At 54.2% G+C, this 13,738-nt stretch carries 15 protein-coding genes; 10 read left to right on the top strand and 5 right to left on the bottom strand.

The window, feature by feature from the left end; translation table 11 throughout:
* Positions 1–29 precede the first annotated feature (29 nt).
* The 3 genes from ACOTX7_RS18385 (at position 30) to ACOTX7_RS18375 (ending at position 1,964) form a co-directional block, all read left to right on the top strand.
* Positions 30–884 carry a dimethyl sulfoxide reductase anchor subunit family protein gene (locus tag ACOTX7_RS18385; protein ID WP_221255918.1) on the top strand — a complete coding sequence of 285 codons (855 nt, stop codon included), beginning with the start codon at positions 30–32 and terminating at the stop codon, positions 882–884.
* 44 nt (positions 885–928) lie between these two features.
* On the top strand, positions 929–1,543 hold the full coding sequence (gene dmsD / locus ACOTX7_RS18380; RefSeq protein ID WP_221255917.1) for a Tat proofreading chaperone DmsD: 615 nt from the start codon (positions 929–931) through the stop codon (positions 1,541–1,543).
* A gap of 109 nt (positions 1,544–1,652) precedes the next feature.
* The gene (locus ACOTX7_RS18375) at positions 1,653–1,964 is read left to right on the top strand and encodes a YebG family protein (RefSeq protein WP_213828721.1); all 312 of its coding nucleotides are present in this window, start codon (positions 1,653–1,655) and stop codon (positions 1,962–1,964) included.
* Positions 1,965–2,076: 112 nt separating this feature from the next.
* Here ACOTX7_RS18375 and ACOTX7_RS18370 read toward each other — a convergent pair whose 3' ends face one another.
* From ACOTX7_RS18370 to ACOTX7_RS18360, 3 genes are all read right to left on the bottom strand, one after another.
* Positions 2,077–2,391, bottom strand: coding sequence for a nitroreductase (locus tag ACOTX7_RS18370; protein ID WP_221255916.1), 315 nt, complete (start codon positions 2,389–2,391; stop codon positions 2,077–2,079).
* 38 nt (positions 2,392–2,429) lie between these two features.
* The gene (gene catA / locus ACOTX7_RS18365) at positions 2,430–3,107 is read right to left on the bottom strand and encodes a type A chloramphenicol O-acetyltransferase (protein ID WP_047353938.1); all 678 of its coding nucleotides are present in this window, start codon (positions 3,105–3,107) and stop codon (positions 2,430–2,432) included.
* Positions 3,108–3,193: 86 nt separating this feature from the next.
* A complete protein-coding gene (locus ACOTX7_RS18360) occupies positions 3,194–4,078 on the bottom strand; it encodes a LysR family transcriptional regulator (RefSeq protein WP_047353939.1) in 885 nt (294 codons plus the stop codon).
* A 114-nt stretch (positions 4,079–4,192) separates the two neighbouring features.
* Between ACOTX7_RS18360 and ACOTX7_RS18355 the strand changes: the two genes are divergently transcribed.
* From ACOTX7_RS18355 to osmV, 7 genes are all read left to right on the top strand, one after another.
* Positions 4,193–5,320, top strand: coding sequence for an alpha/beta hydrolase (locus ACOTX7_RS18355; protein WP_221813615.1), 1,128 nt, complete (start codon positions 4,193–4,195; stop codon positions 5,318–5,320).
* Between the two features lie 58 nt (positions 5,321–5,378).
* The gene (locus ACOTX7_RS18350; RefSeq protein WP_221255914.1) at positions 5,379–6,563 is read left to right on the top strand and encodes an MFS transporter; all 1,185 of its coding nucleotides are present in this window, start codon (positions 5,379–5,381) and stop codon (positions 6,561–6,563) included.
* Between the two features lie 146 nt (positions 6,564–6,709).
* Entirely contained in the window at positions 6,710–7,459 is a 750-nt protein-coding gene (locus ACOTX7_RS18345) for a YoaK family protein (RefSeq protein ID WP_213828726.1), read from the top strand.
* Between the two features lie 250 nt (positions 7,460–7,709).
* Positions 7,710–8,420 carry an ABC transporter permease gene (gene osmY, locus ACOTX7_RS18340; RefSeq protein ID WP_221255913.1) on the top strand — a complete coding sequence of 237 codons (711 nt, stop codon included), beginning with the start codon at positions 7,710–7,712 and terminating at the stop codon, positions 8,418–8,420.
* An 18-nt stretch (positions 8,421–8,438) separates the two neighbouring features.
* Positions 8,439–9,338, top strand: coding sequence for a glycine betaine ABC transporter substrate-binding protein (gene osmX / locus ACOTX7_RS18335; protein ID WP_221255912.1), 900 nt, complete (start codon positions 8,439–8,441; stop codon positions 9,336–9,338).
* Between the two features lie 8 nt (positions 9,339–9,346).
* On the top strand, positions 9,347–9,994 hold the full coding sequence (gene osmW / locus ACOTX7_RS18330; protein WP_221255911.1) for an ABC transporter permease: 648 nt from the start codon (positions 9,347–9,349) through the stop codon (positions 9,992–9,994).
* Positions 9,994–11,142 carry a betaine/proline/choline family ABC transporter ATP-binding protein gene (osmV, locus tag ACOTX7_RS18325; protein WP_205922898.1) on the top strand — a complete coding sequence of 383 codons (1,149 nt, stop codon included), beginning with the start codon at positions 9,994–9,996 and terminating at the stop codon, positions 11,140–11,142. Before osmW ends, osmV begins: the two co-directional genes overlap by 1 nt.
* 237 nt (positions 11,143–11,379) lie before the next feature.
* Here osmV and ACOTX7_RS18320 read toward each other — a convergent pair whose 3' ends face one another.
* Together ACOTX7_RS18320 and ACOTX7_RS18315 are read right to left on the bottom strand one after the other, a co-directional pair.
* Positions 11,380–11,847 (bottom strand): DUF6392 family protein, encoded by a 468-nt coding sequence (locus ACOTX7_RS18320; protein WP_221813616.1) that lies wholly within the window; start codon positions 11,845–11,847, stop codon positions 11,380–11,382.
* Positions 11,844–13,520 (bottom strand): S-type pyocin domain-containing protein, encoded by a 1,677-nt coding sequence (locus tag ACOTX7_RS18315; RefSeq protein ID WP_221813617.1) that lies wholly within the window; start codon positions 13,518–13,520, stop codon positions 11,844–11,846. The genes ACOTX7_RS18320 and ACOTX7_RS18315 overlap by 4 nt, the downstream gene beginning before the upstream one ends.
* Between the last annotated feature and the right edge of the window lie 218 nt (positions 13,521–13,738).

Below are 13,738 nucleotides of genomic sequence, written 5' to 3'. Positions count from 1 at the left end.
CTACCTGGCAAACCCGAAGGAGGTGTGAGATGGGAAGTGGATGGCATGAATGGCCGCTGGTGATCTTCACCGTTTTCGGGCAGTGCGTGGCTGGCGCGTTAATCGTAATGGGCTTCGTCTGGCTTAAGGAAAACGATGACAAGGCCAGAATGCGCATTGTGCGCAGCCTGTTTTTGCTTTGGGTGGTAATGGGTATTGGCTTTATGGCCTCGGTACTGCATCTTGGCTCTCCGCTGCGTGCCTTCAACTCGCTTAACCGCGTGGGAGCGTCAGCGCTGAGTAATGAGATCGCGGCGGGTTCGATCTTCTTTGCCGCAGGCGGTTTCTGGTGGCTGGTGTCGGTTATCGGTAAAATGCCCCCTGCTTTAGGCAAAATCTGGCTGGTTGTCAGCCAGATCCTGGGCATTGTTTTTGTCTGGGCCATGACCCGGGTTTATCAGATTGAGACCGTCCCGACCTGGTACACGGGTTACACCACGCTGAGCTTCTTCCTGACGATGGTTCTTGCTGGTCCTCTGTTGGCCGCGCTGCTGCTTCGCGTCGCAAACGTGACATACAAAGCTAGCCTTGCCGCGTCTGCCAGCGTACTGGCGATCATTGTCTGCGTGGCGGTCGTCGTATTGCAAAGCACTACGCTGGGGACGATACAGAGTTCCATCCAGCAGGCCAACGCGCTGCTACCGGATTATGGTTCACTTCAGGTATGGCGCATCGCGCTGCTGGCGGCGGGTTTAGGCTGCTGGATCTGCCCGCTTATTCGTCGTCAGGCGCCGAAAACGCTCGGCCTGTTTGCAGGTGTCGTGCTGGTGGTGCTGGCTGAGCTTATTGGCCGTGGGCTATTTTATGGTCTGCATATGACCGCAGGGTTAGCAATTGCAGGTTAACACCGGTGTGCGGAGCTACCCGCGCACAAGTAAGGAAAGTTGTAATGAATGACGTATCACATCGCGAATCGTTCGCGTTCAGCGCCCGGGTACTGGGCGCGCTGTTTTATTTCTCGCCAGAGAGCGAGCAGACCGCGCCGCTGGTGAGTGCCCTGACCGCAGGTGATTGGGTTCAGGACTGGCCGCTGACGGAGGAAAGCCTGCTGCCCGTCGCCGAAATGTTTAAGACGCCGTCGGACGAAGCGTTGAAAGACGCCTGGCAGCGTCTGTTTATTGGCCCGTATGCCCTGCCCGCCCCCCCATGGGGCTCCGTCTGGCTTGATCGCGAGTCCGTGCTGTTTGGCGAGTCGACCCTCGCGTTGCGTCAGTGGATGCGTGAAAACCATATCGCCTTTGAGATGCAGCAGAATGAGCCAGAAGATCATTTTGGAACATTGCTGATGCTGGCGGCATGGCTTGCCGAGAACGGTCGCGAAACAGAACGCGACCAGCTCCTTGCCTGGCATCTGCTGCCATGGAGTACGCGTTTCCTGACCGTATTCGTTGAAAACGCGGGCCATCCGTTCTACACCGCGCTGGGTAAACTTGCCCGGTTGACGCTGGCAGACTGGCAGTCCACTTTGCTGATCCCGATTGCCGAAAAAACGCTGTACCGATAACAGCGACTGGCTTGTACATTCGTTGTGCAAGCCAGGTTCGCACATTTTTGCTGCAACACAACGTCACAACTGCTATACTGTATATAATTACAGTATACGGGGGTGCACAATGGCTGTTGAAACAAAATTTGTTGTCGTAAGAAAAGGTGAAGAGAAAATGACATTTGCCAGTAAGAAAGAGGCTGACGCTCACGACAAACTGCTCGATATGGCAGAAGCGTTCACCGACTGGCTGTTGCAAAGCGGAATGCAGATGGATGAAACGCAGGCGGAAAACCTTGGTCTGTATCTCGCCGAGCAGAAAGAGTCCGTGCAGCATATCCTGCGTACCAGCAAGCTTCCTGAGCAAAACGCTGCAACGGATAAAACAGTGTCAGATGCGGATGGCAGCAAAAAAATCCGGGCTGTTAAAGCCGCCTGATCGTCAGACCATCACCTGTCCTGCCGCCGCGGGCCGGAAACGGCTCGCGGCTTTATTATTGCCGTCTTACAGAATCTGACAGGCATCAACCGTAGTCCTGAAATACGTTCTGTTAACGCGATTTGTCCGCCTCAACGTTTACGCTGATATTCAGCCTTTTTGCTTCCATGGTTAACATTGTTTTGGCCAGGGCCATATCACCACCGTGCACTTTATCTATCAGATCCTGCACAAGGGTCATCATCAGGAAATTTTTATTCGCAGGACAGAAATCCGTCATAGCGATCCCGTTATCCTTCAGGCGTTGATGCGCTGCCGTCTCTGTCTCTGCAATTATTTCAGCCACCTTCTCGTGCATCATCTCGATCTGCTCGAAAACAACGCGGTTAATCATTTCAATCTGTTCTGGCGTAAAATTCGGTTCCATTATTTCCCCTCGTCAGGCGTTTGTTAAAAACACGTGAATCACACGTCGAGCGCTTCTGACTGGTGCGGTAAATTATCACACAGCGCTTGCAACTCGTTGATTAGCCTTGCCACGTGGAAGCCATCACAGACAGAATGATGAACCTGAACGGCGAAAGGCAACAAGACTTTCCCATCCTGGTTATAGTATTTTCCAAACGTGAACATGGGCGCAAAAAAATTCCGCATGTTAGCGACGTTGACGTTAAAACTGCTAAAACTGACCCACGGAATATCCGATATAAAGAATATATTTTCCCGGGACTCTTCCTTTGGCCAGTAAGCAAGGATATTGCCATAACGGGCGACATCTTCTGCATAAACGCGCTGAAAACGGTCAATATTCCCATCGTAATGACTCCACAACGATGAAAATGTCTCCGTTTCTTTATGGAAAAGGGTATAGCTTGGATGAACCTCATTCCATATTACAAGCTCATCATCCTTCATAGCCATACGGAATTCCGGATGCCGGTTTACGACGTGAGAAATAAGGGAAATAATCGCAGGATAAAATTTCCAGCCAACCTCTTTGATGTGTTTCAGCAGTACGGTAATGTCCAGCTGAACCGTCTGGTTAAATGTGGATTGAGCGAAGCCCTGAAATACTTCAAAGTGTTCCTTTCTTGCCCAACGTGATAAGTCAACTACCGTATATTCTGGCGTTATTTTTGTCATTTCATAGCCTTAGTTGAGCCGCGCTATATAAAATAGTAGCGTATCACAAACGCTGGGGCTGTATAGGCCATAGCGCAAAGGGCACCCTAAATTTTCAGCGTATCAATCACCGCTCTCAGCGCCGGGGACACGTTGCGGTGTGGATAATAAAGGTAAAGCCCGTCCATCCGCAGGCTGTAGCGCTGCAAGACGCGTATTAGCGCGCCACGCTCCAGATCGTCAGCCACCAGCTCAACCGGTACATAGGCCAGCCCGAGTCCCAGCCGGGCCGCTTCGGCCTCCATGTAGCTGTCGGAAAAGGCCCATTGCCCTTCAGGGCGGTGAGTAACTCGCTTCCCGTCCTGAACAAGCTCCCATTGATAGTGGTTACCGTCGGCAAACTGGTAGGCAATGCAGGGATGCGCATCCAGATCGGCGGGCGTCTGCGGGAAACCATAGCGCCGAAAATGCGCCGGGGCGGCAACCACAGCCATCTCCATGTCGGGCGTGATGCGCACGGCAATCATGCCTTGTCCCACCTCCGGCCCCAGCCGGACGCCCGCGTCGAATCGCTCGGCAATGATATCCACGAACCGGCTCTCATTCATCAATTCCAGACGGATATCCGGATAACGCTGTTTGAAGATAGCGAGCTTCGGCAGCAGGCATTTTTCGATGGCGTGCTGGCTGGCATTAATGCGCACCGTGCCGGACGGCGTCTGGCGGTAATGCGCCAGTCTTGTCAGCCCGGTATCGAGCGCATCAAAGGCTGAACCGGCGGTCTGGTAAAGTTGTTCCCCGGCATGAGTCAGCGACAGTTTGCGCGTGGTACGCACCAGAAGTCGAACGCCCAGCCGCTCTTCCAGCTCGCGAACCGATCGACTGATCCCGGATTGTGCCAGCCCGAGCCGTTGCGCGGCTGCCGTGAAGCTCCCCTCCCGCACCACCTGGATAAACAGATACAGCTCATTATAGTTTTCCCGCTTCGCCATCATGCCTCATCCATTTATAACAATATGCTATTAATCCTAGCAGCTTTCGGCCTCTAATCAGCACTATTTCTGCTAACTATAATGACCGCATTACAACAACACACGGTACCTCTTATGAAAACATTCCCCCAAAAACTGTCCGTTGCGCTGCTGCTATGTGCATCATTAAGTGGAGTGACAACAATGAGTTATGCAGAAACACGTAATCCTGACGCCCCTGTTTCGATGGTGACAACCTGGGATAAAACCTTCGCCGAGAGCGATAAAGTCGACCATCGCAAGGTGACGTTCGAGAACCGATACGGGATCACCCTGGTGGGCGATCTGTACATTCCCAGGAACAGCGGCGACCAGAAGCTGGCGGCGATTGCCGTCAGTGGACCGTTCGGTGCGGTTAAAGAACAATCCAGCGGTCTCTACGCCCAGACTCTGGCTGAGCAGGGGTTTGTGACCCTGGCCTTCGACCCCTCCTACACGGGTGAAAGTGGCGGTCAGCCGCGTAACGTTGCCTCCCCTGACATCAACACCGAAGACTTTAGCGCCGCAGTGGATTTCCTCGGATTACAGAAAGAAGTCGACCGTAACCGTATCGGCATTCTCGGCATCTGCGGCTGGGGCGGTATGGCGCTGAACGCGGCATCCATGGATACCCGCGTGAAGGCGGTCGCCACCAGCGTAATGTACGATATGAGCCGCGCAATGGGTCACGGCGTGGGCGACGGGAAAGATCGTTATTCAGCGGCGGATCGTCGGGCCGTGTTGCAGTATCTGAATGCGCAACGCTGGAAAGATGCTGAACGCGGTGCCTTCGCCCATGGCGGCCACGATATTCATGTCGATGAAACGGGTAAGGTGACGGCGACCGAGCGTATTCTGCCGGAAGCATTGCCCGCCGATCCGCATCCGGTACTGAAAGAGTTCTATGATTACTACCGTATGCCGCGCGGCTTCCATGCCCGTTCCGTAAACTCCACCGGCGCATGGACCGCGACCATGCCGTTGTCCTTTATGAATATGCCGCTGCTGAGCTATGCCGGGGAGATCACCATCCCAACGCTGATTGTGACCGGTGAAAATGCGCACTCACGTTATTTTGCGGAAGATGCATTTAACGCTGTCGGCAGCAAACAGAAGGAACTGGTGATTGTTCCCGGTGCGAATCACGTTGATCTCTACGATAACGTTGCAGGAAAAATCCCCTTCGCGCAGTTTGAGCAGTTCTTCAAAACCAGTCTGAATTAATTCTCTTAGCCCCCGGCACTCCAGGGGGCTTATCTTCTCTTCGCCGTGAATTACACCTATGTCTACACTCAATCAACCCTCATCCCGTGATGCTGAGCCTGCACACTGGGGCGGTATTTTTGCCATGACCCTGTGCGTTTTTGTCCTCATTGCCTCGGAATTTATGCCCGTCAGTCTGCTTACGCCCCTCGCCAGAGATTTAGGAGTGACGGAGGGGATGGCAGGCCAGGGGATCGCTATCTCTGGTGCGCTGGCTGTCCTGACCAGCCTTTTTCTTTCCCGGCTTGCCGGGAATATGAATCGCAAACATCTTCTTTCAGGCATGACCGTCCTGATGGCGCTGTCAGGGATCATTATCGCCTTCGCCCCAAACGCTCTGATGTATATGGCAGGCCGGGCGCTGATCGGCATCGCCATCGGCGGTTTCTGGTCGATGTCTGCTGCCACCGCGATACGGCTAGTGCCTCAGCATCAGGTCCCTCGTGCGCTGGCGATTTTCAACGGCGGCAACGCGCTGCCGACGGTGGTCGCCGCCCCGCTGGGCAGTTATCTCGGCTCGACCATTGGCTGGCGCGGCGCGTTTCTTTGCCTGGTTCCCGTGGCGATTGTGGCATTCATCTGGCAATATTTTAGCCTGCCTGATATGGCCGGGAACCAGGGCCAGTCGCCACGTAAAAGTGTATTTCGCCTGTTCCACCAGCCTGCGGTTTCTGTGGGTCTGATGGCATGCGGCCTGTTCTTCATGGGACAGTTTGCCTTATTTACCTATGTGCGCCCCTTCCTCGAAACCGTCACCCACGTCAGTCCTTCCGGCTTATCGCTGATCCTGCTCACCATCGGTATCGCAGGTTTCATCGGCACGCTGATCGTCGCGCTGGTCCTGAATGCCGCGTTTTACCTCACCTTAATGGCCATACCGCTGCTAATGGCGGTGATTGCGGGGATATTAATGCTGACCGGGGACAGCCTGTGGATCGTGGCCCTGCTGTTAGGCTTCTGGGGAATGCTGGCAACTGCGGCCCCCACGGGATGGTGGACGTGGATCGCCCGTACGTTACCGGAAGATGCCGAGGCTGGCGGTGGGCTGATGGTCGCGGTGATCCAACTCGCCATTGCGCTTGGCTCCACGGCGGGTGGCGTGGTGTTTGATACCTTTGGCTGGCAGAGCACCTTCGCTTTAAGCGGCATATTACTCCTGAGTGCAATGGCGCTGACTTTTATGGCGTCGCGTATTCCGAAATAAGGCATTATATTAACAAGGTTATTTTATTTAATTACAAAACCTCGCATACCTCCTGTTGAAATAATAATTAAGCAATATCCTGGTCAGCCAGCGACATCGCTTTGTTAGCGTGAGAATTCAGGCAAAGCTCAAACCGGAGGTATTCTTTGCTGATTAAATTAAAGAAAGAACGCACGCATCAGGAGGATCGCCGTCTTGCACTCTGGCTGGCGACCTCCGCGGGACTGCTGAATGCCATTGCGCTGGGTGCGTTCGGCTTTTTTCCCTCTCATATGACGGGCAATACCTCGCAGTTATCCAGCGAAGTTTCTTCTACCGATCTCAGCGATATTCTGTTTTTTGGCGCTATTATTCTCTCGTTTGTCACCGGCGCCATTGTTGCGCGGATTATTGTTATCTGGGGGATTATCCACAACGTCCGGCTGGTATTCAGCCAGGTTCTGTTGGTTGAAGGGCTATTACTGGTCGGGGTATCCCTGTACGAAATGTATTTCCACTCCTCCGCCACGAATCAGGAGATCATTATTTTCCTGTGCGGGTTAATGGGAATTCATAATTCCACCTCCACTCAGCTATCCGGTGGTCGGGTGAGATCCACGCACATTACCGGCACGCTAACCGATGCAGGCATTTCGCTGGCCTCGGTTATGGTCGCCATGCTGCGCCGGGACTATTCCAAAGACACGGCCGCGCAAAAAAGCCAGCTCACAACCCATTTAACCACCCTTTTCTCCTTTATTACCGGCGGGATCGCGGGGCTGATCCTGTTCAGAGCGTTTGGATTCCACGCGATGCTGGCGCTGGGCCTGATACTGGTCCTCGTCGCCGCCTTCTCTATCGTCCGCATCTCGTGGCGTGTGCGAAAGGTGCGCGCTGCGCTCAGTCGACAGGTGTAATCATCCCGCCTAACGTGACGTTGTCACATAAGGCGGGCTTCTTTAAGACTATTCTGCCTGCCCGCTGACAGCCCTTATGCCATAAGGCTTCATACAGGTTGTCACTAATTTCATAGGGTTACTGATTTCCCCCCGCCGCTGGAACCCTTCCGTTTCGCTTGCTATAGGTGAAGTACCCCTGCCGAAACATGGCATAACAACAGGCAACCGATGGTTGCTATAACGCATGCGCACAGGGAGACACACCGCAATGCACCCATTAGTTAAACGCTCGCTGCTTTTTGTCGGCGCAATTCTCGTGGTTCTCGCTCTCCTCACCTGGGGAATCGGACTGGAGACGATTAAGGCGCGCCAGGTTGACCTGCTCTACCTTGGGCAACAGCACCTCATTCTGGTCTTTTCATCAATGTTCTTTGCCCTGCTGGTGGGCATTCCAAGCGGCATTCTGCTAAGCCGTCCGGCCGCGCGTGGTATCGCCGAATATGTTATGCAAATCTTTAACGTAGGCAACACCCTGCCGCCGCTGGCCGTTCTGGCACTGGCGATGGTGGTGATTGGCATCGGTGATAAACCGGCCATTATCGCCCTCTTTCTTGCCTCTCTGCTGCCGATTGTGCGTAACACCTATGCCGGGCTGTGCTCTGTTCCCGCATCGTTGCTGGAAGCGGCCAACGGCATCGGCATGACCAAATGGCAGCGCCTGCGTCAGGTCGAACTCCCTAACGCCTGGCCGGTAATGCTCTCCGGTATCCGCATTGCCACTGCGATTAATGTAGGTACTGCACCGCTGGCATTCCTGATCGGCGCCAGCAGCTACGGCGAGCTGATTTTCCCGGGTATTTATCTCAATGATTTCCCGACGCTGATCCTGGGCGCGGCGGCCACCGCACTGTTCGCTCTGATTCTGGATACGCTGCTGTCGGCACTGGGTCGACTGCTCAGCCCGCATCTCGCGCGATAATTATAACAAGGAGCTTCTATGAGACTGTTTTCCGGCCTGACGGCGCTGTGCGCCGCTGCGCTCTTCTCCAGCCAGGCGCTCGCCGCGCCGCTGATCCTGGCGACCAAGAGCTTTACCGAGCAGCACATTCTTTCGGCCATGACCGTGCAATATCTGCAAAAGAAAGGGTTTCAGGTTCAGCCGCAGACCAATATTGCGACGGTGATTTCCCGTAACGCCATGATCAACAAGCAGATTGATATGACCTGGGAGTACACCGGTACGTCGCTGATCATCTTCAACCACATCAATAAACGCATGTCACCGCAGGAGTCATACGAGACGGTTAAGCGCCTTGACGCGAAGCACGGCCTGGTGTGGCTTAAACCTGCCGATATGAACAATACCTATGCCTTTGCCATGCAGCGCAAGCGCGCCGAGGCTGAACATATCAACACCATGTCAGAGATGGTGGCAAAGATTGAGCAGATCCGTAAAACCGATCCGGATAACAACTGGCTGCTGGGCCTTGACCTGGAATTTGCCGGGCGTAGCGACGGGATGAAACCGTTGCAGGCGGCCTACAACATCGAGCTGGACCGTCCGCAGATCCGCCAGATGGATCCGGGGCTGGTCTATAACGCGGTGCGTGACGGGTTCGTCGATGCGGGACTGATCTACACCACCGACGGACGCGTGAAGGGCTTCGATCTGAAAGTGCTGGAAGACGATAAAGGCTTTTTCCCGAGTTACGCCGTGACGCCAGTTGTACGTAAAGACACGCTGGAGGCCAACCCGGGGCTGGCAGAGGCGCTGAACACCCTCTCAGCCCAGCTGAATAACGACGTTATCACCGAACTGAATAAGAAGGTGGATATCGACCATCAGTCACCGCAGCAGGTCGCCCGTGATTTCCTGCATAGCAAACAGTTGCTGTAGGAGGCGCTATGGAGACGATTCACTATATTCTCGACAACTGGGACTATCTCTTAACCCTGACGCTGCAACACCTGTGGCTGGTGGCACTCGCCGTGGGCCTGGCGATCATTATTGGCGTACCGCTGGGCATTTTAATTGTCCGCCATAAATGGCTGGCAACGCCGGTACTGGGGATTGCCACCATTGTGCTCACCATCCCGTCTATTGCGCTTTTCGGCCTGATGATCCCGCTCTTTTCGCTGATCGGTCAGGGCATTGGCGCCCTGCCCGCGATTACGGCGGTATTCCTCTATTCGCTGCTGCCCATTGTGCGTAACACCCACACGGCACTCGAAAGCCTGCCGCCGGGCCTGCGTGAAGCAGGACGCGGCATCGGCATGACCTTCTGGCAGCGTCTGCGCTGGGTGGAAATCCCGATGGCGCTGCCGGTGATTTTTGGCGGCATCCGCACCGCCGTGGTGATGAACATCGGCGTCATGGCGATTGCCGCCGTGATTGGCGCGGGCGGTCTGGGCCTGCTGCTGCTTAACGGTATTGGCGGGAGTGATATTCGTATGTTGATTGCGGGCGCGCTGATGATTTGTCTTTTAGCGATTGTGCTCGACTGGTTGCTGCACCGTTTGCAGGTGGTACTGACTCCGAAGGGGATTCGATAATGATAAAACTGGAAAACCTCACCAAACAATTTTCACAGAAACACGGCCAGACGTTTAAGGCCGTCGACAACGTCAACCTGAACGTGCCCGAAGGGGAAATGTGTGTGCTGCTCGGCCCGTCCGGCTGCGGGAAAACCACTACCCTGAAGATGATTAACCGTCTTATTACGCCAAGCAGCGGGAACATCCTGATTAACGGTGAAGACACCAGCGGGATGGACACCGTGACCCTGCGCCGCAACATTGGCTACGTGATCCAGCAGATTGGCCTGTTCCCGAACATGACCATCGAAGAGAACATTACCGTCGTGCCGCGCATGCTGGGCTGGGATAAAGCGCGCTGTAAATCCCGTGCCGAAGAGCTGATGGACATGGTGGCAATGGATCCGCATAAATTCCTTCACCGCTATCCGCGCGAAATGTCCGGCGGCCAGCAGCAGCGTATCGGCGTCATCCGCGCGCTGGCGGCGGATCCACCGGTCCTGCTGATGGATGAACCCTTCGGTGCAGTCGACCCGATTAACCGTGAGGTGATCCAGAACCAGTTCCTGGAGATGCAGCGCAAGCTGAAAAAGACCGTGATGCTGGTAAGCCACGATATTGACGAAGCGCTGAAGCTGGGCGACCGTATTGCCGTTTTCCGCCAGGGTCGTATCGTGCAGTGCGCCAGCCCGGACGAACTGCTGGCGAAACCCGCGAATGAGTTTGTCGGCTCGTTTGTTGGTCAGGACCGGACGCTGAAACGCCTGCTGCTGGTCTCGGCGGGCGACGTCACCGACCAGCAACCGACTATTACGGTACGCGAATCAACGCCGCTACCGGAGGCCTTCGCCACCATGGATGACAACGATATTCGCGCCATTACCGTGGTTGATGAGCACGGCAAACCGCTCGGCTTTGTGAAGCGCCGAGAAGCGCGTAACGCCAGCGGCAGCTGTGGGGATATTCTGCATCCGTTCCGCATGACCGGTAAGGCAGAGGACAACCTGCGCGTGGTGCTTTCTCGCCTGTATGAGAGCAACACCAGCTGGATGCCGATTGTGGACGAGGACGGGCGCTATAACGGCGAGATTTCCCAGGATTATATCGCGGAGTATTTGAGTTCAGGGCGTACGCGCCGGGCGTTGAATATTCATAGCGAGAGCTAAGCACCAGAACCGAATCGAGGGCTATTAAAACATAGTAGCCCTTCGTGCCGCGTCATCATTCCAGCAGGAAAAATAGTTAAGATCTTAAATTCCTCCTTCAGAGATCTGTAAGGTAATATCCTCTGAAACAAAACTTTTCCCCACTAACCACTCGAACCGAAGCGCCTGATTTTTACTTAGATTATAACCCCCAATACCACACGTTTCGCCTGTTCACTTGTAACATACTGAATACGCCTACCAGCGAAGCTCTGACGTTAGCATGAAGGTTATAGACCTCACGCTATCCGCCACATCATAATTAATTTGCATACTGGCAGGAATATCGTAATCCTTTACCTCATAAAGGTCTGTCCAGCCATAATCCTTATTCATAACAGCGTAAGGCGGCGCACTTCGTAGAGGCTTACCAAGATTTTCATTAACCCATGTGCGTGACATAGATGCCTGCAAAGGTGCTGGTAGTTCATTAGGAAATGTCCAACTGGACGCAGGTTCGTGCTGAATTCTGAGTGTGACAGATTTCAGTATCCGGCCCTCCCGCCAGAAAGAAAGAAAAATTCCTTCATGAGCCATTTCGAGATTAATGGTTGGCGTTCCAGAAGCTCCCTTAGGAGGAGACTTATACGGAATTAAATCCTTATCAAGCATAAATTGATAAGATTTACCCAGACTATTTATCAGCGCTTCAACGTTTACCGTCATTTGTATAACCCCGTTTCAGTGTTTATTTTATGCATTTTTACCCTTGCTGCTTCGATCTGGATTTCGGTCGCTCCATGTTCTTTCAATGCCGGTTTTATGGCATCCAGATTGCGGTCAACTGCTGCCCTGAGGTTCCTCGAGTCAAGCTCAATTTGTATAGGCGTATTACGTCCACCATATGTCTCGCTTATTTTTTGATGCATATTTTTCGGGATTACGATGGCAGCAACTTTATCAGTCAGCGCAAGTATTTCGTCATCGTCTAGCAACGGATAATTGGCTCTCAGATAGGCATCAACGGCAGCTCTTGACGGCATATGATCCGCCTCATATTTCCCCTGCCGCGAACGGCGTTTAAAGTCACTGTATAGCTCGACCTCCAGAAACTCCACCGGCGGTTTGCTCAGGTAGATATAAATCGGCGACTGATCAGGGAACGGCAGGATCAGAATGTAATCCGCGAAACTCTTTTCCTCCGGTCCCGGGCTGGTGGTCGCCGTTATTCTGGTGTTATCCGGCAGAGGGTCAACAACCACCGGGTTCGGCAGCACCGGCCGCGCCTGGTTGCCGGTATTCCACGGCTTTTCCTCGCCCGTTCTGTCAGGCGTCCAGACGATGGTGATACGTGGTTCTTCCTCCGTGGTGAAGGTGTACGCCTGCTGTCTGCTGTCATACTCCATTTTTCTGACGCGCACACTGTCCCGGCCAGGTGGTGTGTGCCATCCATGCGGCACCGGGTTCCCCCTGCTGTCGTTCTCCCACGTATAGCGAACACGGCTCGGGGCTTCGTTCATCTGCTCCAGGCGCATACGGTCAATGAAGTCCTGTTCGCCGTCATTCAGCCTGCCGGGCATCATCCCCACCAGCAGACCTGCCACGGGTGCACCGGGTCCGGCAACAGCGCCACGCACAGCCCAGGTGCCGTAGGTCAGTGCCCTGCCGCTTATCAGCTCCAGCAGGCTTGCGCCTGCCGTGGCCGTCTGCGCCCGTGCAGCAGAAGACGCGACGGCAACGGCGGCCTGGTAATCCATTTCCTCATGGTTGCCGTTCCACCAGCGCCAGAGAGCGCTGCGCCTCTTCGGTCCGGGAATATCTTCCGGCTTTTTCTTTTTAGCAGTCTGTGCATGCTGCGGAGCATCTGAATCGGTTGCGGAGTCGCTGGCGGGCATGGTCTGAAAAAATGCCATATCGGCAAAATTCGTGTGGGGTTCGCGCTGGTCACCGGCATCATTGCAGCCATCGCCGCGCAGACAGGATTTTGCGAATACCCGGTTGCGCTCCCTTTCCTCCTCCCTGCGCTTTTCTTCGGCCTGCTTTTTCGCTGCCAGCTTTGCGGCGTGTTCTTCCCTGGCAACATCAACCGGGTCACGTCCACGTCCCAGCCACTGACCGGCCGGGGCAATCACCCTGTTCGAACCCGGTGGACACCCACAATGCACTTCTGACCCATGAACGGCTACGGGTACACCGTGAAAACTTACGCGTGGCTCACCAGATACGATCACTTCCCGTTTTCCGCATCTGGGGCAGGGGGTGGTTTTATCACCTACCCTGAGAATTCTGCGGCCAAATTCAGTGCTGTCCGTGATGGAAGCAATACATCTGGCGCCGGTGGTTGTCCTGTCATTTTCGAGTGCCTGCCCCCGTCCATAATTATCGGTACGGTATCCCATTTGCGCATATTCTCTATCCCTGGAAAATGGATCTCATTTTACCACCGCCGCCATCAGAGTAAAAACGTTTGATTTCAATAGATTAAATATTGAAACACTCTTGAGATTATCCTGCATTTATTAAGCTAACCTCAGTCCTGTTTATTCCCTTCCAAATCCGCACGCATACCTTTTGCTAACCTCACGTTTTCCCATCACAATATTGTTTTGTTCTCACG

The sequence above is a fragment of the Enterobacter cloacae complex sp. IR5418 genome, assembly GCF_049238105.1.
In the GTDB taxonomy this organism is placed as follows: domain Bacteria; phylum Pseudomonadota; class Gammaproteobacteria; order Enterobacterales; family Enterobacteriaceae; genus Enterobacter; species Enterobacter hormaechei.
The sequence above is the reverse complement of the archived record's forward strand: the minus strand, read 5'-3'. Positions and strand labels throughout refer to the sequence as shown.

Coding starts and splice junctions, on each gene's coding strand:
- ACOTX7_RS18385 (WP_221255918.1), top strand. CDS start 30: ATGGGAAGTGGATGGCATGAATGGCCGCTGGTGATCTTCACCGTTTTC.
- dmsD (WP_221255917.1), top strand. CDS start 929: ATGAATGACGTATCACATCGCGAATCGTTCGCGTTCAGCGCCCGGGTA.
- ACOTX7_RS18375 (WP_213828721.1), top strand. CDS start 1,653: ATGGCTGTTGAAACAAAATTTGTTGTCGTAAGAAAAGGTGAAGAGAAA.
- ACOTX7_RS18370 (WP_221255916.1), bottom strand. CDS start 2,391: ATGGAACCGAATTTTACGCCAGAACAGATTGAAATGATTAACCGCGTT.
- catA (WP_047353938.1), bottom strand. CDS start 3,107: ATGACAAAAATAACGCCAGAATATACGGTAGTTGACTTATCACGTTGG.
- ACOTX7_RS18360 (WP_047353939.1), bottom strand. CDS start 4,078: ATGGCGAAGCGGGAAAACTATAATGAGCTGTATCTGTTTATCCAGGTG.
- ACOTX7_RS18355 (WP_221813615.1), top strand. CDS start 4,193: ATGAAAACATTCCCCCAAAAACTGTCCGTTGCGCTGCTGCTATGTGCA.
- ACOTX7_RS18350 (WP_221255914.1), top strand. CDS start 5,379: ATGTCTACACTCAATCAACCCTCATCCCGTGATGCTGAGCCTGCACAC.
- osmY (WP_221255913.1), top strand. CDS start 7,710: ATGCACCCATTAGTTAAACGCTCGCTGCTTTTTGTCGGCGCAATTCTC.
- osmX (WP_221255912.1), top strand. CDS start 8,439: ATGAGACTGTTTTCCGGCCTGACGGCGCTGTGCGCCGCTGCGCTCTTC.
- osmW (WP_221255911.1), top strand. CDS start 9,347: ATGGAGACGATTCACTATATTCTCGACAACTGGGACTATCTCTTAACC.
- osmV (WP_205922898.1), top strand. CDS start 9,994: ATGATAAAACTGGAAAACCTCACCAAACAATTTTCACAGAAACACGGC.
- ACOTX7_RS18320 (WP_221813616.1), bottom strand. CDS start 11,847: ATGACGGTAAACGTTGAAGCGCTGATAAATAGTCTGGGTAAATCTTAT.
- ACOTX7_RS18315 (WP_221813617.1), bottom strand. CDS start 13,520: ATGGGATACCGTACCGATAATTATGGACGGGGGCAGGCACTCGAAAAT.